The organism is Micromonospora kangleipakensis (genome assembly GCF_004217615.1).
In the GTDB taxonomy this organism is placed as follows: Bacteria; Actinomycetota; Actinomycetes; order Mycobacteriales; family Micromonosporaceae; genus Micromonospora; species Micromonospora kangleipakensis.
Window position 1 is genome coordinate 1759918 of sequence record NZ_SHLD01000001.1, and the last position, 20301, is coordinate 1780218.

Annotated in this window: 18 protein-coding genes; 7 read left to right on the top strand and 11 right to left on the bottom strand. The window is 73.7% G+C overall.

The window, feature by feature from the left end; all coding sequences use genetic code 11:
* Position 1: 1 nt before the first annotated feature.
* Together EV384_RS08600 and EV384_RS08605 are read right to left on the bottom strand one after the other, a co-directional pair.
* The gene (locus EV384_RS08600; protein ID WP_130331760.1) at positions 2-799 is read right to left on the bottom strand and encodes an SGNH/GDSL hydrolase family protein; all 798 of its coding nucleotides are present in this window, start codon (positions 797-799) and stop codon (positions 2-4) included.
* A gap of 46 nt (positions 800-845) precedes the next feature.
* Entirely contained in the window at positions 846-1892 is a 1047-nt protein-coding gene (locus tag EV384_RS08605; protein ID WP_130331762.1) for an SGNH/GDSL hydrolase family protein, read from the bottom strand.
* Positions 1893-2071: 179 nt separating this feature from the next.
* On the opposite strand from EV384_RS08605, the gene EV384_RS08610 reads away from it, so the two are divergent.
* Positions 2072-2428: a YkvA family protein gene (locus EV384_RS08610; RefSeq protein ID WP_130331764.1), complete on the top strand. Its 357-nt coding sequence runs from the start codon at positions 2072-2074 to the stop codon at positions 2426-2428.
* Positions 2429-2504: 76 nt separating this feature from the next.
* Complete coding sequence (locus EV384_RS08615) at positions 2505-3875, top strand: cystathionine beta-synthase (protein ID WP_130331766.1); 1371 nt, start codon at positions 2505-2507, stop codon at positions 3873-3875.
* A gap of 46 nt (positions 3876-3921) precedes the next feature.
* Here EV384_RS08615 and EV384_RS08620 read toward each other — a convergent pair whose 3' ends face one another.
* The 4 genes from EV384_RS08620 to EV384_RS08635 all read right to left on the bottom strand — a co-directional run bounded on the left by EV384_RS08620 (position 3922) and on the right by EV384_RS08635 (position 7690).
* Complete coding sequence (locus EV384_RS08620; RefSeq protein ID WP_130331768.1) at positions 3922-4872, bottom strand: S1C family serine protease; 951 nt, start codon at positions 4870-4872, stop codon at positions 3922-3924.
* Between the two features lie 78 nt (positions 4873-4950).
* Positions 4951-5460, bottom strand: a complete 510-nt coding sequence (locus EV384_RS08625) for a GNAT family N-acetyltransferase (RefSeq protein WP_130331770.1) — start codon at positions 5458-5460, stop codon at positions 4951-4953.
* Positions 5457-6386, bottom strand: a complete 930-nt coding sequence (locus tag EV384_RS08630; RefSeq protein ID WP_130331772.1) for a ribonuclease Z — start codon at positions 6384-6386, stop codon at positions 5457-5459. The genes EV384_RS08625 and EV384_RS08630 overlap by 4 nt, the downstream gene beginning before the upstream one ends.
* Positions 6387-6715: 329 nt before the next feature.
* On the bottom strand, positions 6716-7690 hold the full coding sequence (locus tag EV384_RS08635; protein WP_207232267.1) for a helix-turn-helix transcriptional regulator: 975 nt from the start codon (positions 7688-7690) through the stop codon (positions 6716-6718).
* Positions 7691-7753: 63 nt separating this feature from the next.
* Here EV384_RS08635 and EV384_RS08640 point away from each other — a divergent pair, with 63 nt between their 5' ends.
* Positions 7754-8881 (top strand): epoxide hydrolase family protein, encoded by a 1128-nt coding sequence (locus EV384_RS08640; RefSeq protein WP_130331776.1) that lies wholly within the window; start codon positions 7754-7756, stop codon positions 8879-8881.
* A gap of 105 nt (positions 8882-8986) precedes the next feature.
* Here EV384_RS08640 and EV384_RS08645 read toward each other — a convergent pair whose 3' ends face one another.
* The 5 genes from EV384_RS08645 to EV384_RS08665 form a co-directional block, all read right to left on the bottom strand.
* The gene (locus EV384_RS08645) at positions 8987-10186 is read right to left on the bottom strand and encodes an osmoprotectant NAGGN system M42 family peptidase (RefSeq protein WP_130331778.1); all 1200 of its coding nucleotides are present in this window, start codon (positions 10184-10186) and stop codon (positions 8987-8989) included.
* Positions 10183-12012: an N-acetylglutaminylglutamine synthetase gene (gene ngg / locus EV384_RS08650; RefSeq protein ID WP_130331780.1), complete on the bottom strand. Its 1830-nt coding sequence runs from the start codon at positions 12010-12012 to the stop codon at positions 10183-10185. Before ngg ends, EV384_RS08645 begins: the two co-directional genes overlap by 4 nt.
* A gap of 2 nt (positions 12013-12014) precedes the next feature.
* Entirely contained in the window at positions 12015-13799 is a 1785-nt protein-coding gene (locus EV384_RS08655; RefSeq protein ID WP_130331782.1) for an N-acetylglutaminylglutamine amidotransferase, read from the bottom strand.
* A gap of 201 nt (positions 13800-14000) precedes the next feature.
* A complete protein-coding gene (msrA, locus tag EV384_RS08660; RefSeq protein ID WP_130331784.1) occupies positions 14001-14663 on the bottom strand; it encodes a peptide-methionine (S)-S-oxide reductase MsrA in 663 nt (220 codons plus the stop codon).
* A gap of 106 nt (positions 14664-14769) precedes the next feature.
* Positions 14770-15198: an HIT family protein gene (locus EV384_RS08665; protein ID WP_130331786.1), complete on the bottom strand. Its 429-nt coding sequence runs from the start codon at positions 15196-15198 to the stop codon at positions 14770-14772.
* Between the two features lie 275 nt (positions 15199-15473).
* Between EV384_RS08665 and EV384_RS08670 the strand changes: the two genes are divergently transcribed.
* Genes EV384_RS08670 through ilvA form a run of 4 tightly spaced genes read left to right on the top strand, consistent with a single transcriptional unit; the run spans position 15474 to position 20204 of the window.
* Entirely contained in the window at positions 15474-16616 is a 1143-nt protein-coding gene (locus EV384_RS08670) for a cystathionine gamma-synthase (RefSeq protein ID WP_130331788.1), read from the top strand.
* Positions 16617-16628: 12 nt separating this feature from the next.
* Positions 16629-18038 carry an amidase gene (locus EV384_RS08675; protein WP_130331790.1) on the top strand — a complete coding sequence of 470 codons (1410 nt, stop codon included), beginning with the start codon at positions 16629-16631 and terminating at the stop codon, positions 18036-18038.
* Between the two features lie 40 nt (positions 18039-18078).
* A complete protein-coding gene (locus tag EV384_RS08680; protein ID WP_130331793.1) occupies positions 18079-18987 on the top strand; it encodes a DUF4328 domain-containing protein in 909 nt (302 codons plus the stop codon).
* Positions 18984-20204, top strand: coding sequence for a threonine ammonia-lyase (gene ilvA, locus EV384_RS08685; RefSeq protein ID WP_130331795.1), 1221 nt, complete (start codon positions 18984-18986; stop codon positions 20202-20204). Before EV384_RS08680 ends, ilvA begins: the two co-directional genes overlap by 4 nt.
* Positions 20205-20301: the final 97 nt, after the last annotated feature.

A 20301-nucleotide genomic window follows, 5' to 3' on the forward strand; every position in this document is an offset into this window, starting at 1 on the left:
GTCAGTGGTGGCGGGAGGCGACCGCCGCGGCGGCGGAGACGGCCGGCAGGAGGGCGTGCGCCCAGACCCGGTAGCCGTCGGCGGAGGGGTGGTAGCCGTCGTGGCAGAGCGTTCCCGCGTCGGCCCGGAACACGGGCCCGGTCTCGGTGGCCAGGTCGACCACGCTGCCGCCCGCGTCCAGCACGGCCGTCGTCTGGGTCCGGGCGACCCGCCGCCCGGACCAGCCGAGCACCTGCCGCAGCGGGGAGGCCACCGCGCGGACCGCGCCGAGGTCGGGGCAGGTGCCCACGACCACCTCGACGTGCGCCTCGCGCAGCCGGCGCACCGCCGCGGCGAGGTAGGCCGCCGCGTCGGCCGGCCGGGTCATCGTGGTGGCGTCGTTGGCGCCGACCAGGATCAACGCCACGTCGGGGCGCTCGCCCAGCAGCGCCCGGGCCACCTGGGTGGCCAGGTCCGTCGAGCGGGAGCCGGCGACGCCGACGCTGGAGAGGTGCACCTGCCAGCCGGTCGGGCCCTCGGCGAGCAGGTGGGCCAGCTGCCCGCCGACGGTCTCCTCGAAGCGTTCCACCCCGACGCCGAGCGCCGAGGAGTCGCCGAGCAGCACCAGGCGCAGCGGTGGCGCGCCCGCGCGGCCGACCGTGGCGCGCAGGGCGAGGCCCAGCTCCGGCTGGGCGTACCGGCGGTTACGGGCGGCGATGGCCTGGCCGGCGAGGACGGCGGCCCCGCCCACCGTGCCGGCGACGAGCGAGAGCGCCGCGGCCCGACCCAGCCGGAACGCGAGCTCGTGGTGCTCGGTCATGCCGTCACCTCCCTGCGGTCGACGGCACCCGTGCCGGTCAGCTCGCTCATGCCAGTCCCTCCAGTGTGGGTGAGTCGGCGGCGGGGCCGGGTTGCGGCACCGCGCCGACGCCGAAGAAGGCCCGCCGCCGCAGCTGCGCCCAGCGGCCGCCCGGCCCCCGGTCGCGGCCCCGGACCTGGACGCCGCTGACCTCGGTGCCGGCGTGCCGGGCCGCCTCGTGGGCCGCCTCCGGCAGCGACCGTACGCCTTCGCCCCGGGCGACCGCCGCCCGGCGTTCCTGGCCCGCGCCGAGCGCGGAGAGCACGGTGGGCAGGAGCGCCGCCGCGGCCACCGCGTACCCCTCGGCGGACGGGTGGAACCGGTCCCAGGCGAACATCCGGGCCGGCTCGGCGGCGAACCGGGGACCCAGCATGTCGCCCAGGGAGACCGTCCAGCCGCCCGCCTCGACCACCGCCACCGTCTGGGCGGCGGCCAGCTGCCGGCTCCAGCGCCGGGCCAGCCAGCGCAGCGGCGGCTGGATGGGCCGGATCGCGCCCAGGTCGGGGCAGGTGCCGACGACCACCTCGCAGCCGGCCTCCTGCAGCGTGCGGACCGCGTCGACCAGGTAGCGCACGGCCAGCGCCGGCGGGGTCCGGTTGGTGACGTCGTTGCCGCCGATCAGGATCACCGCGATGTCCGGTTCGACCTCCAGGGCCGACTCGACCTGCGGCTTGAGCCCGGCCGAGAGGGAGCCGACCACCGCGTACCGGTGCAGCCGCACCGGCCGGTGCAGCCGGCGGGACAGCCCGGTGGCCAGCAGCGCGCCGGGGGTCTCCCGGCGGCGGTGCACGCCGTAGCCGGCGGCGGAGGAGTCGCCGAGGATCACCATGGTCATCGGCGGGCCGGGGAACTTCGCGCCGTACGTCCCGTCGCAGCGCGGCGGGGGAGCCTCGGCCATCGGGATGGTCCGCCGGGCCTGACGGGCCTGGCCGAGCAGCACCCCACCCGTCGCGACGGTGGCCGCCACCGTGGCGCCCGTGCCGATCGCCGCCACCCGGGCGATCCGCCGGGCGCGCTGCCAGCCGGTCGGTACGACGGAACCAGCGTCCCCCATGAGGCGACATTATCGCGCTGGCCCGACACCCCGCTCTCCGCGCGACGGCTGGTTCGCGGCTGGGAGCCGACCGTTCTGGGTACCTGTTCCGGCAGGGCCGCCGACCGACGGTCCGGTCGGCGGGCGGAGCGGGCTTGCGCCCGGGAGGCACGCTGGTCGAGCGGAAAGGGGCTCAGACGATGGGGAAGACGTTGAAGCGGAGCGCGGCGTTCACCGCGCTGGCGCGGGCACTCATGGCGGGCTCGCGGGGCGGGCCGTCGCTGGGCGAGCGGCTGGCCGCGCTGCCCCGGATGATCAGGGCGACCGCCCGGGGGGAGTACGACGGCGGTCTGCGACTGGCGATGATGACGGCGGCGACGGCGTACGTGGTCTCCCCGGTCGACGTGGTCCCGGAGCTGTTCCTGACCGTCTTCGGGCTGGTGGACGACGCGGTGATGGTCACCTGGCTGGCCGGCAGCGTGCTGTCGGAGACCGAGCGCTTCCTGGAATGGGAGGCACGTCGCAGCTCCGTCATCCCCGGACATGTGACGCCCTGACGGCACGTACCCTGGGCGTCGAGAAATACGTCTGCCCGGCCGCCGTCGCCGGCGCCGCAACGAAGGGCACAACGAGGTGCAGTACTACGACAACGTCGTCGAGCTGATCGGCAACACCCCGCTGGTACGGCTACGCAACGTCACCGAGGGCATCCAGGCGACCGTGCTGGCGAAGGTGGAGTACCTCAACCCGGGCGGTTCGGTGAAGGACCGGATCGCGCTGCGGATGGTGGAGGACGCCGAGGCCGCGGGCATCCTCGGGCCCGGCGGCACCATCGTCGAGCCGACCAGTGGCAACACCGGCGTCGGGCTGGCCCTGGTGGCCCAGCTCAAGGGCTACAAGTGCGTCTTCGTCTGCCCGGACAAGGTCAGCCAGGACAAGCAGGACGTGCTGCGCGCGTACGGCGCCGAGGTGGTGGTCTGCCCGACCGCCGTCGCGCCGGAGGACCCGCGCTCCTACTACAACGTCTCCGACCGGCTGGCCCGGGAGATCCCCGGCGCCTGGAAGCCCGACCAGTACAGCAACCCGGCCAACCCGCGCTCGCACTACGAGACCACCGGCCCGGAGCTGTGGAAGCAGACGGAGGGGGAGATCACCCACTTCGTCGCGGGCGTCGGCACCGGCGGCACCATCTCCGGCATCGGCCGCTACCTCAAGGAGGCCTCCGAGGGCCGGGTGAAGGTCATCGGCGCCGACCCGGAGGGCTCGGTCTACTCCGGCGGCACCGGCCGGCCGTACCTGGTCGAGGGCGTCGGTGAGGACTTCTGGCCGGAGACGTACGACCGGGGTGTGGCCGACGAGATCGTGGAGGTCTCCGACAAGGAGTCCTTCGAGATGACCCGGCGGCTGGCCCGCGAGGAGGGGCTGCTGGTCGGCGGCTCCTGCGGGATGGCCGTGGTGGCGGCGCTGGAGGTGGCCCGCAAGGCCGGCCCGGACGACGTGATCGTGGTACTGCTGCCGGACAGCGGTAAGGGCTACCTGTCGAAGATCTTCAACGACAAGTGGATGGCCCGGTACGGTTTCCTGGACAACTCGGGCACCGAGCCGACCGTCGCCGACGCCCTCGCCGGCAAGCCGGGCGGCCTGCCCGAGCTGGTGCACGTGCACCCGACCGAGACGGTCCGCGACGCCATCGACTACATGCGCGAGTACGGCGTCTCCCAGCTTCCGGTGCTCAAGGCCGAGCCGCCGGTGGTGACCGGCGAGGTGGCCGGCTCGATCGCCGAGAAGGACCTGCTCGACGCGCTCTTCACCGGCCAGGCGCACCTGCACGACATGATCGAGCGGCACATGGCCGAGCCGCTGCCGATGATCGGCGGCGGCCAGCCGGTGAGCGAGGCGGTCGGCCTGCTGGAGAAGTCCGACGCGGCGCTGGTGCTGGTCGACGGCAAGCCCAAGGGCGTGCTCACCCGCCAGGACCTCCTCGCCCACCTCGGCGCCCGCTGACCCAGGTCGACAGGGCCGCTCCCGCTGGGGAGCGGCCCTGTCGTCGTCAGCGGCCCAGTTCGGTGGGGACGGCGACCACGTCGACGAAGGCGCCCTTGCGCAGCACGGTGACCGGGAGGCGGGCGCCGATGGCCGGGCCGAGCATCAGCCGTTGCAGGCCCTGGCCGTCCTGCACCGACCGGCCGCCGGCCGAGACGATGACGTCCCCCAGGTAGAGCCCGGCCACCCCGGCGGGGCTGCCCGGGACGACCTCGACCACCCGCAGGCCGCGCCGCTGCCCGGTGCGTTCGGTGAGCTCCGGGGGGAGCGGCACCGGCACCCCGGCGACACCCAGCCAGGCCCGCCGGACCCGACCGTCGGTGGTCAGGTCGGCGATGATCTGCCGGGTGGTGGCGTTGATCGGTACGGCCAGCCCGAGGCCGTACCCGGCGACCGCGGTGTTCACCCCGACCACCCGGCCGGCGGAGTCGGCCAGCGCGCCGCCGGAGTTGCCCGGGTTGAGCGCGGCGTCGGTCTGGATGACGTCCTCGATCAGCCGGACCAGCCGCCCGTCCCGGGCCGGCAGCGACCGGCCCAGCCCGGAGACCACCCCGGCGGTGACCGAGCCGGCCAACCCCATCGGGTTGCCGACCGCCACCACGAGCTGTCCGATCCGCAGGCCGTCCGCGTCGCCCAGCTCCACCGGCGGCACCGCCGGCTCCTCGGCCCGCAGCACGGCCAGGTCCGACAGCGGGTCGGCGCCGACCACCCGGAACCGGGTCTCGGTGCCGTCGCCGAAGGCGGCCGAGCCGCCGCCGGCACCCTGCACGACGTGGGCGCTGGTCAACAGCAGGCCCTCGCCGTCGATGGTGACGGCCGAGCCGGCGCCGGCCCCGCGCGGGGTCCGCACCGACAGGGCGGCGACGCTGGGCAGCACCCGTGCCGCCACGCCGGTCACCACCCGGGAGTACGCGTCCAGGGCGGTCTCCTCCGCCCGCTCGCCGTGATCCGTGTCCATGCATCCGGCAACGCGGTCGCATCGACCGGCATGCCCCGATCCGCTGAGAGCGAACGGCGGTCGGGACGCTTGAGGCGGTCAGAGCGGGCGTTCGTACCGCAGTTGGGGGACGAGGGTGGCGCCGATGTGCTCGTCGCGCCGCGCGCCGGTGGGCGTCCAGCCGCCGCGTTCGTAGAAGGCGCGGGCGGGGGTGTTCTCCCGGAGCACCCAGAGCACCGCCCGGGACCAGCCGCGCGCCCGCATGGCGGCCAGGGCGTCGACCATCAGCACGCGACCGTTGCCCCGGCCGCGCTCCTCCGGTTCCAGGTGGATCGCGTTGAGCAGGCCGGTCGCCGGGTCGTCCTCGTCGTCGGGGCCCAGGTAGCTGAAGCCGACCAGCCGGCCGTCCCGCTCCGCGACGGTCATCCGGTGGTCGTCGCGCTCCCAGGTCCACCGCTCCACCCAGTACCGCCCCATCGCCTCCGGCGTCGGGTCGGCCAGCGCCTCCGCCGGCAGGAACGACGAGTACGCCGCGACCCGCGACCGCTGGTGCAGGGCGCCCACCGGCATCAGGTCGGCCTCGGTGGCGGGGCGCAGGGTGACCGTCATCCGGCCGAGGCTACCCGCCGGGGCGGGACCGGCACGGTCATCAGGTCCTCGGCGACGATCAGGTCCCCGTCGAAGTGCTCGCGGGCCTCGTCGGCGAAGCGGCGCGGGTCGGCGTACCGCTGGGAGAAGTGAGTGAGCAGCAGCGTTTGTACCCCCGACTCGGCCGCCACCCGGGCGGCCTGCGCCGCGGTGAGGTGGCCGACCTCGGCGGCGAGCGCGGCCTCCGAATCCAGGAAGGTCGACTCGATGACCAGCAGATCGGCGAGCTCGGCGAGGGCGTACACCCCGTCGCAGAGCCCGGTGTCCATCACAAAGGCGAATCGCTGCCCCGGGCGGGTCACGCTCACCTCGTCCCGGGTGACGCGGCGCCCGTCCAGGTCGAGGTGGCCGACGCGCTGCAGCTCGCCGACCGCCGGGCCCGCGATGCCGTACGCGGACAGCTTTTCCGGCAGCATCCGGCAGCCGTCCGGCTCGACCAGCCGGTAGCCGTACGTCTCGATCGGGTGCCGCAGCCGGCGGGCCTCCAGCGTGCCGATGCCCAGCGTGATCCGCTGCCCGTCGGCGTCGATCGGCTCGACGCGCAGCTCGGCGGTCTCGTAGAAGGAGCTGGCGTGGCGCAGCCGGGCGAAGTACTCGGCGCCGCCGGCCGGGAAGTGCACGGTCACCGGGTGCGGCACCCGGTCCAGGGAGAGCCGCTGGATCATGCCGGGCAGCCCCAGGCAGTGGTCGCCGTGGAAGTGGGTGACGCAGATCCGGGTGAGGTCGGTGGCGGAGATCCCGGTGTGCAGCATCTGCCGCTGGCTGCCCTCGCCCGGGTCGAAGAGGAGCACCTCGTCGTCCCAGCGCAGCAGGTAGCCGTTGTGGTTGCGGTACCGGGTGGGCGCCTGGCTGGCCGTCCCGAGCACCGCCAGCTCGCGCATCGACACGGTCCTGACCTCCGGCGGCTGAGTGACCGGTCCGGCAACGCCGGACATGAAGCGACCCCCGGGGCTTCCGCGCTCACGCGCAGGCCGGCTGGACTGGGCCGGCACCCCGGGGGTCGGGTGGCTGTCGTGGTTTCGCCGCACCGCTGCCACACGGTCTCGACGATGGTGCAATTTTTGCCCGCCTCGCGGCGGACGAGATTTCACTGTCGAGGACAGCGGCTAGCGGACAGCCACCTCACGAGTCCGATTGCTATACAAGTCTGGACCACCTCCTTTCCCGTGTACCGCCACGCTATCGACTCTCCGGCGGCCCCGGCAACGGATTTCGATCACAGGCCCGGCCGGGAATGTCCGGTGGACGCCCGCAGCGCCCGGCCCGCGAGGTCGCGCAGGTGGTTGCGGAGTTCGGGGGGCTCGTGCACCTCGACCTCACTGCCGAGCGTGGTGAGCCGGAACGCGAGCCAGTCCAGGGTGTCGACGTGCGAGACGAGCCGGCAGGTCCGCTCGTCGACCGGCGTCAGCTCGCCGTCGCCGACCCGGCCCCGTACCTCGGCGACCGGGGCGTGCAGGGTGGCCACCGCCCGGTACGTGGGCGCGAGCGCGTACAACTTCTCGTGCACGTACGCGGCCGCGTCCGCGGCCGGCAGGTCCCTGGGCACGGCGCGGACCCCGGTGGCGGCGGCGTCGGCGAGCCGGTCCACCCGGTAGATCCGCCAGTCGTCGCGGTCGTTGTCGTACCCGACCAGGTACCAGCGGTGCCCGGCGGCGACCAGCCGGTACGGGTCCACGTGCCGGCGGCTCCCGGTGCCGTCGTGGCTCCGGTAGCCGAACCGGACCCGCTGCCGGCCGGTGATCGCGGCGGCGAGCGTGGTGAGCAGGTCGGGGTCGACGGGATCGGGCGCACCGATCGGCGCCATCGGCACGGTGGCCGCGGTGAGGTTGCGGACCCGGTACCGCAGCCGGGACGGCAGCACCTGGTCGAGCTTGGTCAGCGCCCGCAGCGCGGCCTCCTCGATCCCGGTCACTGCCTGCCGGGCGGCGGTCCGCAGGCCGACCGCGACGGCCACCGCCTCCTCGTCGTCGAGCAGCAGCGGTGGCAGGGCGGCCCCGGCGACCAGCCGGTAGCCGCCGGTCACGCCGAGGCTGGCCGCCACCGGGTAGCCGAGGTCGCGCAGCCGGTCGACGTCCCGGCGGATGGTGCGAGGGCTGACCGCCAGGCGCTCGGCCAGTTCGCTGCCGGGCCACTCGCGCGGGGTCTGGAGCAGCGAGAGCAGTCGGAGTAGTCGACCGGGGGTGTCCGTCACGATTTCCAGCATGCCAGGGAACGAGGACGGGAACTGACCTAGATCGTGGTTACCGTCCTCAGCATGACCGACGAGATCAGGAACTTCCGCATCGACGTCCCCGAGTTCGACCTGGCGGACCTGCACCGCCGGCTGGACGCCACCCGGTGGCCGCGCCAGCTCCCCGGCCAGGACTGGCAGCGCGGCGTGCCGGTCGACCACCTGCGCGAGCTGGCCGGGCACTGGCGCACCGGGTACGACTGGCGGGCACAGGAGGCGCGGTTGAACGCGTTCCCGCAGTTCGTCACCGAGATCGACGGCCTCGACGTGCACTTCCTGCACGTCCGCTCGACGGAACCGGACGCGCTGCCGCTGCTGCTCACCCACGGCTGGCCGAACTCGTTCGTCGAGTTCGCCGAGCTGATCGGGCCGCTCACCGATCCGCGCGCCCACGGTGGCGACCCCGGGCAGGCGTTCCACGTGGTGGTGCCGTCGGTGCCCGGCTTCGGGTTCTCCGCCCCGCCGGCGGAGGCCGGTTTCTCCGTCGCTCGGGTCGGGCGGATGTTCGCCGAGCTGATGCGCCGGCTCGGGTACGACCGGTACGGCGTCCAGGGCGGCGATCTCGGGGCGTACGTCGCACCGGAGGTGGCCCGGGCCGCGCCGGAGCGGGTGGTCGGCGCGTACGTCACCGGCGGGCTCGGCATGCCCACCGAGGCGGACCTGCCGGAGCTGACCGAACCCGAGCGGGCGTTCTACCACCAGATGCGGGAGTGGGCCGGCGTCGGGGTGGACCACCACGGCCTGCTGCGGGCCGCCCCGCAGACGTTCAGCTACGCGTGGCAGGACTCCCCGGTCGGGCTGCTTGCTTGGATGATCCACAAGTTCAAGGAGTTCACCTGGACGGTGGACATCCCGGAGAAGGCGATCGACCGCGATCTGCTGCTGACAAACGTGAGCCTCTGGTGGTTCACCGGCACCTCCGGCTCGTCGTCCTGGTTCATGTACGACAACACCGCCTTCGCCTGGCCGCAGGGGCAAAACCTGGTTCCGACCGGCGTGTACTCCGGCACCCCCGGGATCCGCCGGCTCGCGGAGCGGCACAACCGGATCACGCACTGGCCGGAGGGGAACCCGGGCAGCCACTTCGTGGCGATGGACGAGCCGTACGCCTTCGCCGCCGATCTGCGCGCCTTCTTCGCCCAGTTCCGCTGACGGCGGGTGCGGCGGGTCGCTACGAAGCTGATGACGTGAATGGATTAGCGCCCGGGCCGCCGGGGTGATTCATCCACGACATCAGCTTCGTAGCCCCGGGTGGGCTTACGCCGGGCCCTGCGAGGCCGGTTCGGCGACGCCGATTGGGCCCTCGCGGGGGCCCTCCTCGGACGCCGGCTGGACGGCCAGCGACGGGAAGTCGGCCAGGTCGCCCTCCGGCTCGGCGTCCCACTCGGGAAAAACCAGGTCGCTCTGGAGGTAGAGGCAGAGCATCTGGGTGAGGTGGCGCAGCCCGTCGAGGTGGGTGCGCTCGTGGCCGTGAGTGGCGTCGACGCCGAAGCCGAGCAGCGCCACCCGGGCGTGCGCGCCCGCCTCGACCGCCGCCGCCACGTCCGAGCGGTAGTAGTCGAAGACGTCCCGGACCAGGTCGACGCCGTGCTCCTTGGCGATGGCGGCCAGGTTCCGGGTCAGGTGGTAGTCGAACGGGCCCACCCCGTCGCCCATCGCCAGGGTCGCCGCGTCCTCCCGCGACTGCTGCCCGGGGGCGACCACCGCGGCGTCCACCGAGACGATCTCCGCGACGTCCGGGTCCAGGCCGTGGCTGGCCCCGTGGCCGATCTCCTCGGTGACCGTGACCAGCAGGTGCGCGGTGACCGCCGGGGTGATCCCCGCGTCGACCATCGCCTTGAACGCGGTGAGCACCGCCGCCACGCCCGCCTTGTCGTCCAGGTGTCGGGACTTCACGTACCCGCTGGGGGTGATCATCGGGTTGGGCAGGAACGCGACGAAGTCGCCGGCGTCGATGCCGAGCGCCCGCAGCCCGGCGATGTCCTCGACCGGCTCGTCGACCCGCACCTCGACGTGCTCCCAGCCGACGCCCTGCAGGTCGACGTCGTCGTTGTAGCGGTGCCCGCTCGCCTTCAGCGGGAGCACCTGGCCGGTGATCACCCGGTCCAGGTCGTCGGTGAAGATCCGCAGGTGGGCGCCCTCCGCGAACCGGGAGCTGTGCGTGCCGATGGTCTTCAGCTCCAGCCGGCCGTTCTCCTTCAGCCGCTTCACCATGCCGCCGATCGTGTCGGTGTGCACCACGACCGCCCGGTCGGCGCCGGTCTCCCGCGGGCCGGGCAGGCTGGCGCTCAGCGCGCCGCGCCGGGTCAGCGTGGAGGAGACGCCGAACGCGGAGAGCCGCTCGCCGACGTACTGCTGGATGTGGTCGGTACGCCCCGACGGACTGGGGATCTCCAGCAGCTCCACCAGCACCTGGCGGAGGTAGTCGAGGTCGAGCTCCAGCGGTTTCGGACTCACGCGGCACCCCCCGCCCCGGCCGGCGACCAGAGCCGCTGCGGCGCCCGGGTACCGGGGAAGAGCAGGTCCACGAAGCGCTCGGCGGTCGGCTGCGGCTCGTGGTTGGCCAGGCCGGGCCGCTCGTTCGCCTCGATGAAGACGTGCTCCGGCCGGTCCGGGGTGGGCACCAGCAGGTCCAGCCCGGTGACCGGGATGTCCAGCGCCCGGCTGGCCGCCACGCACGCCTCGGCGATGGCCGGGTGCAGCTCGGCGGTGACGTCGTGGATGGTGCCGCCGGTGTGCAGGTTGGCGGTCCGGCGTACCGCGAGCACCTGGCCCTCGGGGAGCACGTCGTGCATCCGGTGGCCGGCCGCCGCCACCACCTCGCGGGTCATGCCGTCGATCGGAATGCGGGATTCGCCGCCGGTGGCGGCGGCCCGGCGCCGGCTGTGCCGCTCGATCAGCTCGGTGACGTCGTGCACCCCGTCCCCGGTGATCTGGGCGGGGCGGCGGACCGCGGCGGCCACCACCTCGTGGTCGATGACGATCACCCGCAGGTCCGCACCGTCGCGCAGCTCCTCGATCAGCACGTCCGGGCAGAACCGCCGGGCCAGCTCCACCGCGGCGGTGAGCGCCTCGGCGGTCCGGACGCCGACGGTGATGCCGTTGCCCTGCTCGCCGCGGGCCGGCTTGACCACCACCGGGCCGACGTCCGCCAGGAAGGCCAGGTCGTCCGGCTCGCCGGTGGCGGTCCGGCCGCGCGGCACCGACAGCCCGGCCTCGGTGAGGATCCGCCGGGTGACCCGCTTGTCGTCGCAGCGGCTCATCGCCACCGCCGAGGTCAGCTCGGAGAGCGACTCCCGGGTGTGGATGGCCCGGCCACCGTTGGTCAGCTTCAGCTCGCCCCAGCGCGGGTCGGTGACCTCCACCCGGATGCCGCGCCGCATCGCCTCGTCCGCGACGATCTTCGCGTACGGGTTGAGCTCGTCGTACCCCTCCGGGGTGGCGGGCAGGAAGAGCCGCTCGTTGATCGGGTTCTTCCGCTTCACGCAGAGCGTGCCGGTGCGGTGGAAGCCGAGCCGCTCGTAGAGCCGGATCGCCCCCGAGTTCTCGGCGAGCACCGAGAGGTCCACGAAGGCCCGCCCCCGCTCGTCGAGCCGGTCGGCCAGCTCCGACAGCAGCGCCTGGCCGGTGCCGGGCGGCGCGTGGTTGAAGTCCACCGTCAGGCACCAGAGGCTGGCGCCGTTCTCCGGGTCGGCGAAGACCGCCACGTGGTCGACGCCGGTGATGGTGCCGACGATCTCGCCGGTGGGCGCCTCGGCGATCAGGTGCAGGAACCGGTCGGTGCCGGCGTTCTCGACCAGCACCTCGACCGGCGCGGTGACCATGCCGTTGCGGGCGTAGATCCGGTTCACCGCGTCGGCGTCCGCGGCGTCGCGCAGCGGACGGATCACCAGGCCCGGGATCTCCCCGCCGGAGTCGGTGGCGGCCGGCCGCCGGTCGCCCAGCGGCAGCCGGTAGGTCAGCGAGGGGTCGATGAAGAGCTCGTCCGGCAGCCGGGAGACCAGCACGTGCGGGTCGCGCAGGTAGATGCAGATGTCCCGGGCGCCAACCGCCTCGGAGCGCAGCACGTCGGCGACATCAACCTGGTCGGCGAAGGTCTGGCCGAAGACCAGCCGGCCCCAGCCGCAGTCCAGGACCACGCCCGCCGGGTCGGTGGGCTGCCGCGTGGGCTCGGGTGCGCCCGGGGCGACCGGGTCGCCGCCCGGACCGGTCCGCTCGCGGCGGCGGCCGAGCACCCGTTCCCGGTCGGTACGCGCCGTGCCGGTGGCGAGGGTGTCGGTCACGGTCAGTCGATTCCGTGGCTCTGGAGCCACATTTCCAGGAGTCCCAGTTGCCACAGCTTGTTTCCGTTCAACGGGGTCAGTTCGGCGTTCGGGTCGGCCAGCAGCGCGTCGACGTAGTCGGCGCGGAACAGGTCGCGGCGGCGGGCCTCGGGCGCGGAGAGCGCGTCGCGTACCCGGTCGAGGAGCTTGCCCTCGAGGTGGGTGAGGCCCGGCACCGGGAAGTAGCCCTTGGGCCGGTCGATCACCTCGTGCGGGAGGACCCGGCGGCCGATCTCCTTCAGTACGCCCTTGCCGCCCTGGGCCAGCTTCAGCTCCGGCGGGCAGCTCGCCGCCAGCTCCACGAACTCGTGGTCGAGGAAGGGCACCCGGGCCTCCAGCCCGTGCGCCATCGTCATGTTGTCGACCCGCTTCACCGGGTCGTCGGTCAGCATGACCTGGGTGTCGATCCGCAGGCCGGCGTCGACCGCGGTCTGCGCGCCCGGCCGGCCCAGGTGCCCGGCGACGAACTCCCGCGCCGGGTCGCCGTCGGCGAGCCACGCCGGGTTGAGCACCCGCGCCAGCCCGGCCGCGTCCCGGTCGAAGAACGCCTTCGCGTACGTCTCCAGCGCCTGCTCCCGGTCGACGCCGGCGAGCGGCGGGTACCAGTGGTAGCCGCCCAGGATCTCGTCCGCGCCCTGGCCGGACTGGACCACCTTGACGTGCTGGGCGACCTCCTGGCTGAGCAGCCAGAACGCCACGCAGTCGTGGCTGACCATCGGTTCGCTCATGGCCGCGACGGCGGCCTCCAGCGGCGGCAGCAGGTCGCCGGTGGGCACCTTGATCTGGTGGTGGTCGGTGCCGAAGGTCTTCGCGACCAGGTCGGAGTAGGCGAACTCGTCGCCCTCCCGGCCGCCGACGGACTCGAACCCGATGGAGAAGGTGGCGAGCCCGGACTGCCCCTCGCCGGCGAGCAGGGCGACCACCAGGCTGGAGTCGAGCCCGCCGGAGAGCAGCACGCCGACCGGCACGTCGGCGACCATCCGGCGGCGCACCGCGGTGGTCAGCGACTCCCGCAGCGCGTCCTGCCAGTCCCGCTCGGACCAGTCGGCGCGCTCGGCGGCGCGGGTGAACGCCGGGTCCCAGTAGACCCGCTCGCGGGTGGAGCCGTCGGGCTCGTAGACGCGGACGGTGGCCGGGGGCAGCTTGGCGACGCCGCGCAGGATGGTCCGCGGCGGCGGCACGATGCTGTGGAGGCTCAGGTAGTGGGCGAGCGCCACCGGGTCGATCGAGGTGTCGATCCCGCCCCCGGCCAGCAGCGCCGGCAGGGTGCTGGCGAAGCGCACCACGCCGGGCGTCTCGGCCAGGTAGAGCGGCTTGATGCCGAGCCGGTCCCGGGCCAGGACGAGGCGGCCGGTGTCCCGCTCGCTGATCGCGACGGCGAACATGCCGATCAGGTGGTCGACGAAGTCGAGCCCCCACTCGGCGTACGCCTTGATCACGACCTCGCTGTCACCGGCGGAGAAGAAGCGGTGGCCCTTGGCCTGCAACTCCTGGTGCAGCTCGCGGTAGTTGTAGATGCAGCCGTTGAAGACGCCGGTCAGGCCCGAGGCGGCGTCGACCAGCGGCTGGCCGCTCGCCGCGGAGAGGTCGATGATCTTCAGGCGGCGGTGGCCGAGGGCCGTCGGGCCCTGGGACCAGACCCCGCTGTCGTCCGGTCCCCGGTCACTCATCGTGGCCGCCATCCGCTCCACCGCCGCGACGTCGGCACGCGAGCCGTCACGACGGAACTCCCCAGCCAGTCCGCACATGCCACGCCATGCTGCCAGAGGCTGCCGGGGTTCGCCCGTTGAGCTGATGCCCCTGCATTACACGTTTGCTAAGGTGCGCGCGCCCTTCGCCGGGCCGCTTGCGGGTGCCGGGAATCCTGTCCCGGGTCGGCGTGATGCCCGAATCGGACCGGGCCCACGGTGTGACAAACACCGCAGGCCCGGAAACGGACATCAGGTCGGTCAGCCGGCGGTACGCGCCACGCCGACCGGGCAGCTCAGCCCGTTGGGGCCGTGGTTGCAGTACCCGTTCGGGTTCTTCGTGGGCGCCAGGTACTGCTGGTGGTAGTCCTCGGCGAAGTAGTAGTCGCCGAGCGGGGCGATCTCCGTGGTGATCTCACCCTTGCCGGCCCGCGCCACGATCGGCGCGAACGCGTCCCGGGACGCCTGCGCGGTGGCGAGCTGGTCCTCGGTGGTGGTGTAGATCGCCGACCGGTACTGCGTACCGACGTCGTTGCCCTGGCGCATGCCCTGCGTCGGGTCGTGGTTCTCCCAGAAGACCTTGAGCAGGTCCTCGTAGCTGATCTTGGTGGGGTCGTAGACCACCTGGACCGCCTCGACGTGCCCGGTCATCCCCGAGCAGACCTCCTCGTAGGTCGGGTTCGGGGTGACGCCACCCGCGTAACCGGCCGACGTGGTGATCACACCGGGCAGGGTCCAGAACAGTCGCTCGGCGCCCCAGAAACAGCCCATTCCGAAGACGGTGACCTGCGAGCCCTCGGGGAACGGGCCCTTCAGCGAGGACGGGAGCACCTCGTGCCGGTCACCGATCGGCATCGCGATCGGGCGGCCCGGCAGGGCCTGGTCGGGGGTGGGCAGCTCGGCCTTCATGCGGCGAAGGAACACGGTGGGACTCCTCTCGTACCTCTGCCAGCCTGTAACACCACCGGGCCCCGCTTCCTTACCCGCCCTGCCGCCGATCACCGGACGTCAGGAGTCCGTCACGCTGTCCCTAGCCGACCCGATGTCCGGTGACGGCGGCGGCGATCCGGCCGGCGTACTCCCGGGCCTCCGGGTCGTCGGTGTAGCGGGTCCGGGGCCAGAAGAAGCCGCGCAGGCCGTCCCCCTTGGCCCGGGGCACCACGTGGGCGTGCAGGTGCGGCACCGACTGGGAAACCTTGTTGTTCATCGCCACGAACGTCCCACCGGCCCCCAGACCGGTCTCCACCGCCAGGGCCAACCGCTGCACGAGGCCGAAGTAGCCGGCCAGCGCCTCCGCCGGCAGGTCGGTCAGGGTGACCAGGTGGACCCGCGGCACCACCAGCACGTGCCCCTTGAACACCGGCCGGGTGTCCAGGAACGCCACCCCGTCCGGCTCGTCCGCGACGGTGAACGCGGGCACCTCGCCCGCCACGATCCCGCAGAACACGCACCCGCTCATCGCGCCAGGCTATTACCGGCACCGTGCGGCCGCCCTCCGGGCGCGGCCGTGGCGGTGGGCCGGGGTGAGCTCGTGCTGCGCTACGAAGCTGATGACGAGAATGAATCAGGGTGATGCTTCAGTCCGGGGCCCTGGCCGGCGTCGGTTGCGTGGCGGGGTGAGTCAGCTGCGTCATCGGGTTTGCAGCGACCGCGACGGACCGCGCGGGCGACCGGCGACGTCGCGCCCGGCGGGTTCCGCCCGGGCCGGCGCATGGGCGGACTAACGTCTCGGGAATGAGTCACGGCTTTGAGACGCTCGCCATCCACGCCGGCCAGGACCCGGAGGCCCGCACCGGCGCGGTGATCCCACCGATCTACCAGACCAGCACGTACGCCCAGGACGCCGTCGGGGCGCCCCGTCAGGGCTACGAATACAGCCGTTCCGGCAACCCCACCCGCGACGCCCTCCAGGAGTGCCTGGCCGCGCTGGAGGGCGGGCCCGTCGGGCTCGCCTTCGCCAGCGGCCTGGCCGCCGAGGACGCCCTGCTGCGCACCGTCTGCAAGCCGGGCGACCACGTGGTGATCCCGGACGACGCGTACGGCGGCACGTACCGGCTCTTCGCCAAGGTCGCCGAGCGCTGGGGACTGGACTTCACGCCGGCCCGGGTCTCCGACCCGGACGCGGTGCGGGCCGCGATCCGCCCCGGCACCACCCGGATCATCTGGGTGGAGACGCCGACCAACCCGTTGCTCGGCATCGCCGACATCGCCACCCTGGCCGCCGTCGCGCACGACGCCAACGCGCTGCTGGTGGTCGACAACACCTTCGCCTCGCCGTACCTGCAGCAGCCGATCGCGCACGGCGCGGACGTGGTGGTCCACTCCACCACGAAGTACATCGGCGGCCACTCCGACGTGGTCGGTGGCGCGCTGATCGCCGCCGACGCCGGGCTCGGCGACGGGCTGCGCTACCACCAGAACGCGATGGGCGCGATCAACGGCCCGTTCGACGCCTGGCTCACCCTGCGCGGCATCAAGACCCTCGGCGTACGGATGGACCGGCACTGCGACAACGCCGAGCGGATCGCCGCGTACCTGGACGGGCACGCGAAGGTCGGCCAGGTCATCTACCCGGGCCTGCCGTCGCACCCGGGCCACGAGGTGGCCGCCAAGCAGATGAGCCGGTTCGGCGGCATGATCTCGTTCCGCGCCGCGGGCGGCGAGGAGCACGCGGTGGAGATCTGCAACCGGGCGAAGCTCTTCGTGCTCGCCGAGTCGCTCGGCGGCGTGGAATCCCTGATCGAGCACCCGGGCCGGATGACACACGCAAGTGCTGCCGGCTCGCCGCTTGAAGTTCCCGGCGATCTCGTGCGACTGTCTGTCGGCATCGAGACGGTCGACGACCTGCTCGCCGATCTGGAGCAGGCGCTGGGCTGACCGCTGGGGAGGGTGGCCGTGCAGGACATCATGCCGACCTGGGTGGGGGCGACCGCCAAGCAGATCGCCCGGGGCGTACGCCGGGGCGACGTCTCCGCCACCCAGGTCGTCGCCGACCACCTGGACCACATCGCCCGGGCCGACGCCGACCTCGCCGCGTTCCGCACGGTACGCGGCGGGGAGGCGGTCACCGAGGCGGAGAAGGTCGACGAGCAGGAGGACCTGGCGAACCTCCCGCTGGCCGGGGTGCCGGTCGCGGTCAAGGAGAACACCCCGGTCGCCGGCCTGCCCACCTGGAACGGGTCGGCCGCGGTGCGGACCAGCGTGGCGGAGGCCGACCACGAGGTGGTCCGGCGGCTGCGCGGCGCGGGGGCGGTGATCCTCGGGGTGACCCGGATGCCGGAACTCGGCCTCTGGGCGCTCACCGACGACGAGACCGGGGTGACCCGCAACCCGTGGGACCCGCGGCGTACCCCCGGCGGCTCCTCCGGCGGCGCGGCCGCCGCGGTCGCCGCGGGCCTGGTGCCGATGGCGCACGGCAACGACGGCCTCGGCTCGATCCGCATCCCGGCGGCCTGCTGCGGGCTGGTCGGGCTCAAGCCCGGCCGCGGCGTGATCCCCTACCAGCTCGGCGCGGACGACTGGTTCGGCCTCGCCGAGCACGGCGTGCTGACCGGCACGGTCGCCGACGCGGTGGTCGGCTTCTCGGTGCTGGCCGGCCGCCGCCCCGACAAGCTGGTCCCGCCGTCGCGCCTGCGGGTCGGCGTCTCGCTGCGCTCGCCGGTCCGCGGCGTCTCGCCGGACGCGCCCAACCGGGACGCGGTCGCCGCCGCAGGCCGGCTGCTCGCCGCCGCCGGGCACGACACCGTGCCGGCCGACCCGGTCTACCCGACCGCGCTCGGCCTCAAGGGGATCGCCACCTGGTTCGCCGCGGCGGCCGCCGACGTGCAGGCCGCCGGGGTGGAGCGGCGGGACCTCCAGCGGCGCAGCCGCCGGCACGTCGCACTCGGCGAGTGGGCGCAGCGGCGCGGGTACGTCCGGGAGGCCGACCGGGCCGCCTGGCGGGAGCGCTCGGTGAGCTTCTTCGGCGACCACTCGATCGACCTGCTGCTCACCCCGGCGCTGGCCGGCCCGCCGCCGGAGGCCGCCGGCTGGTCGGGCCGCTCCTGGATGGCGAACATGAAGGCCAACATCCGGTACGCCCCGTACGCCGCCCCGTGGAACATCGCCGGCCTGCCCGCCATCGTGGTGCCGGTCGGCCGGCGACCGGACGGGCTGCCCGTCGCCGTGCAGCTGGTCGGCCCGCCCGGTTCGGAGCTGCTGCTGCTCGGTGTCGCCGGCCAGTTCGAGATGCAGGCCCCGTGGCAGCGGCACGCCCCGGGCTACCCGCGGGTGGGGACGGGGTCGCCGGCCGCCGCATGATCGACTAGCGTGTGCGCACCTTGACGCGTACCCGGGGGACATGATGCGGTGCCAGACCTGCGGGGACGAGACGTCCCCGGCCTTCGACGACTGCCAGCGCTGCGCTACGCCGCTCGACGGTCCGGCCCTGTCACCGGGGATCGCCACCTATGGCGTACGCGGGCTCGGGCTGGCCGCGGCGATCGGCCTGGGCCTGACCACGCTGCTGTACGTGCTGCTGGCGCTCTTCCCGGCCGTGGACGCGGTGCTGGCCCGGCGGGCCGGGACGACCGACGACGCGGAGCCGATCCGGAGCGCCACGGTGCTGGAGGGCCTCCTCAACGTGCCGTACCTGCTGGTCTACCTGACCACCGCGGTACTGGTCATGATCTGGATGTTCCGGGCCCGGAAGAACACCGACGCCTTCCCCGGTGTCCGGCCGCATCTCAACGCCCACTGGGCGATCACCGGCTGGTGGGTGCCCTTCGCCAGCCTCGTGATCCCCTGCAAGGTGATGGCCGACATCGCCCGGGATAGCCTCGGCCGCACCCGGGGGCTGGTGGCTCTCTGGTGGGCGGGCTGGCTGGTCTTCAGCGTCGCGGATGTGTTCACCAGCCTCGACACCGCGAAGAGCCAACTGCTGCTGCCCGAGCCGCGCACCCCGCAGGACTTCCAGCGCTACGCCGACCACTACCAGGAGGCGGCGCTGCGGAACCTGGTCCCGGCACTGGCCTGCCTGGTCGCAGGCGCGTCGCTGATCGCGCTGATCCTGCGGATCTCCGCCGCCCAGCAGGCGCGGATCGCCCGCGGCACCACCGCCTGGCCGGGCGCCCCGGCCTGGCTCGCCGCCCCGGCCGGGCCCGGACCGGCCGGCGAGCCGGTGACCGAGCCGTCGCAGCCGGTCTCCGCCGACGGGAACCCGGTGTCGCCACCGGCGCCGGGAGCGGCTGGTGGCACGATCGGGGCATGACGGAACTGGTCGGTCTCGCCGACGTACAGGCCGCGCGGGAACTGCTCGCCGGCGTCACCCGCACCACCCCGCTGGAGCCCTCCCGGCCGCTCAGCGCCGCGCTCGGCGGGCCGGCGTGGCTGAAGTGCGAGAACGTGCAGCGCGCCGGGTCGTACAAGGTGCGCGGCGCGTACGTGCGGATCTCCCGGCTCTCGGCCGAAGAGCGGGAACGCGGCGTGGTCGCCGCCAGCGCCGGCAACCACGCGCAGGGGGTGGCGCTCGCCGCCGGCCTGGTCGGCACCCACGCCACCGTCTTCATGCCGGTGAACGCGCCGCTGCCGAAGGTGGCCGCCACGAAGGGGTACGGCGCCAAGATCGAGCTGGTCGGCAACACGGTGGACGAGTCGCTGGTCGCGGCGCAGACCTTCGCCGAGCGGACCGGGGCGGTGCTGATCCACCCGTTCGACCACCCGGACGTCATCGCCGGGCAGGGCACGGTGGCGCTGGAGATCCTCGAACAGTGCCCGGACGTGAAGACCATCGTCACCGGGGTCGGCGGTGGCGGGCTGATCTCCGGCATCGCGGTGGCGGCCAAGGCGCTGCGTCCGGACGTACGGGTGATCGGGGTGCAGGCCGCGACGGCCGCCGCCTTCCCGCCCTCGCTGAGGGCCGGCGAGCCGGTGCGGCTGCCGTCGTTCTCGACGATCGCCGACGGGATCGCGGTCGGCCGGCCCGGCGAGCTGACCTTCACCCACGTCCGCAAGCTGGTCGACGAGATCGTCACGGTCTCCGAGGAGGACATCTCCCGGGCGCTGCTGATGCTGCTGGAGCGCGGCAAGCAGGTGGTGGAGCCGGCCGGCGCGGTCGGCGTGGCCGCGTTGCTGGCCGGCGTGGTCGAGGTGGAGGCGCCGGTGGTGGCCGTGCTCTCCGGCGGCAACATCGACCCGCTGCTGATGCTGCGGGTGATCGAGCACGGCCTCGCGGCGGCCGGCCGGTACCTGCGGTTCACCGTGCGCTGCTCGGACCGGCCGGGCCAGCTCGCCTCGCTGCTCAGCGAGATCGCCGAGCACCGGGCCAATGTGGTCGACGTGGAGCACCAGCGGGCCAACCCGCACCTGCGCCTCGGCGAGGTGGAGGTGGCGCTCTCGGTGGAGACCCGGGGCGTGGAGCACTCCGACACGCTGATCAGCGCGCTGCGGGCCAGCGGCTACCAGGTGGTCTTCGCCGCCGAGGCGTGACGCCCCGCGCCACCGGCCGCCGGGTTGGTGGATCCGGGCGCCGCAGACGCGAACGCCCCGGCCGGGTACGGCCGGGGCGGTGCGGCAGTCGGGTCCG

Bases quoted from the DNA above. Each gene is read 5' to 3' on its own strand.
- EV384_RS08670 (WP_130331788.1), top strand. From the start codon at position 15,474: ATGAGTCACGGCTTTGAGACGCTCGCCATCCACGCCGGCCAGGACCCG.
- EV384_RS08610 (WP_130331764.1), top strand. From the start codon at position 2,072: ATGGGGAAGACGTTGAAGCGGAGCGCGGCGTTCACCGCGCTGGCGCGG.
- EV384_RS08640 (WP_130331776.1), top strand. From the start codon at position 7,754: ATGACCGACGAGATCAGGAACTTCCGCATCGACGTCCCCGAGTTCGAC.
- EV384_RS08620 (WP_130331768.1), bottom strand. From the start codon at position 4,872: ATGGACACGGATCACGGCGAGCGGGCGGAGGAGACCGCCCTGGACGCG.
- ilvA (WP_130331795.1), top strand. From the start codon at position 18,984: ATGACGGAACTGGTCGGTCTCGCCGACGTACAGGCCGCGCGGGAACTG.
- EV384_RS08655 (WP_130331782.1), bottom strand. From the start codon at position 13,799: ATGTGCGGACTGGCTGGGGAGTTCCGTCGTGACGGCTCGCGTGCCGAC.
- EV384_RS08600 (WP_130331760.1), bottom strand. From the start codon at position 799: ATGACCGAGCACCACGAGCTCGCGTTCCGGCTGGGTCGGGCCGCGGCG.
- EV384_RS08665 (WP_130331786.1), bottom strand. From the start codon at position 15,198: ATGAGCGGGTGCGTGTTCTGCGGGATCGTGGCGGGCGAGGTGCCCGCG.
- EV384_RS08680 (WP_130331793.1), top strand. From the start codon at position 18,079: ATGATGCGGTGCCAGACCTGCGGGGACGAGACGTCCCCGGCCTTCGAC.
- EV384_RS08625 (WP_130331770.1), bottom strand. From the start codon at position 5,460: ATGACGGTCACCCTGCGCCCCGCCACCGAGGCCGACCTGATGCCGGTG.
- EV384_RS08605 (WP_130331762.1), bottom strand. From the start codon at position 1,892: ATGGGGGACGCTGGTTCCGTCGTACCGACCGGCTGGCAGCGCGCCCGG.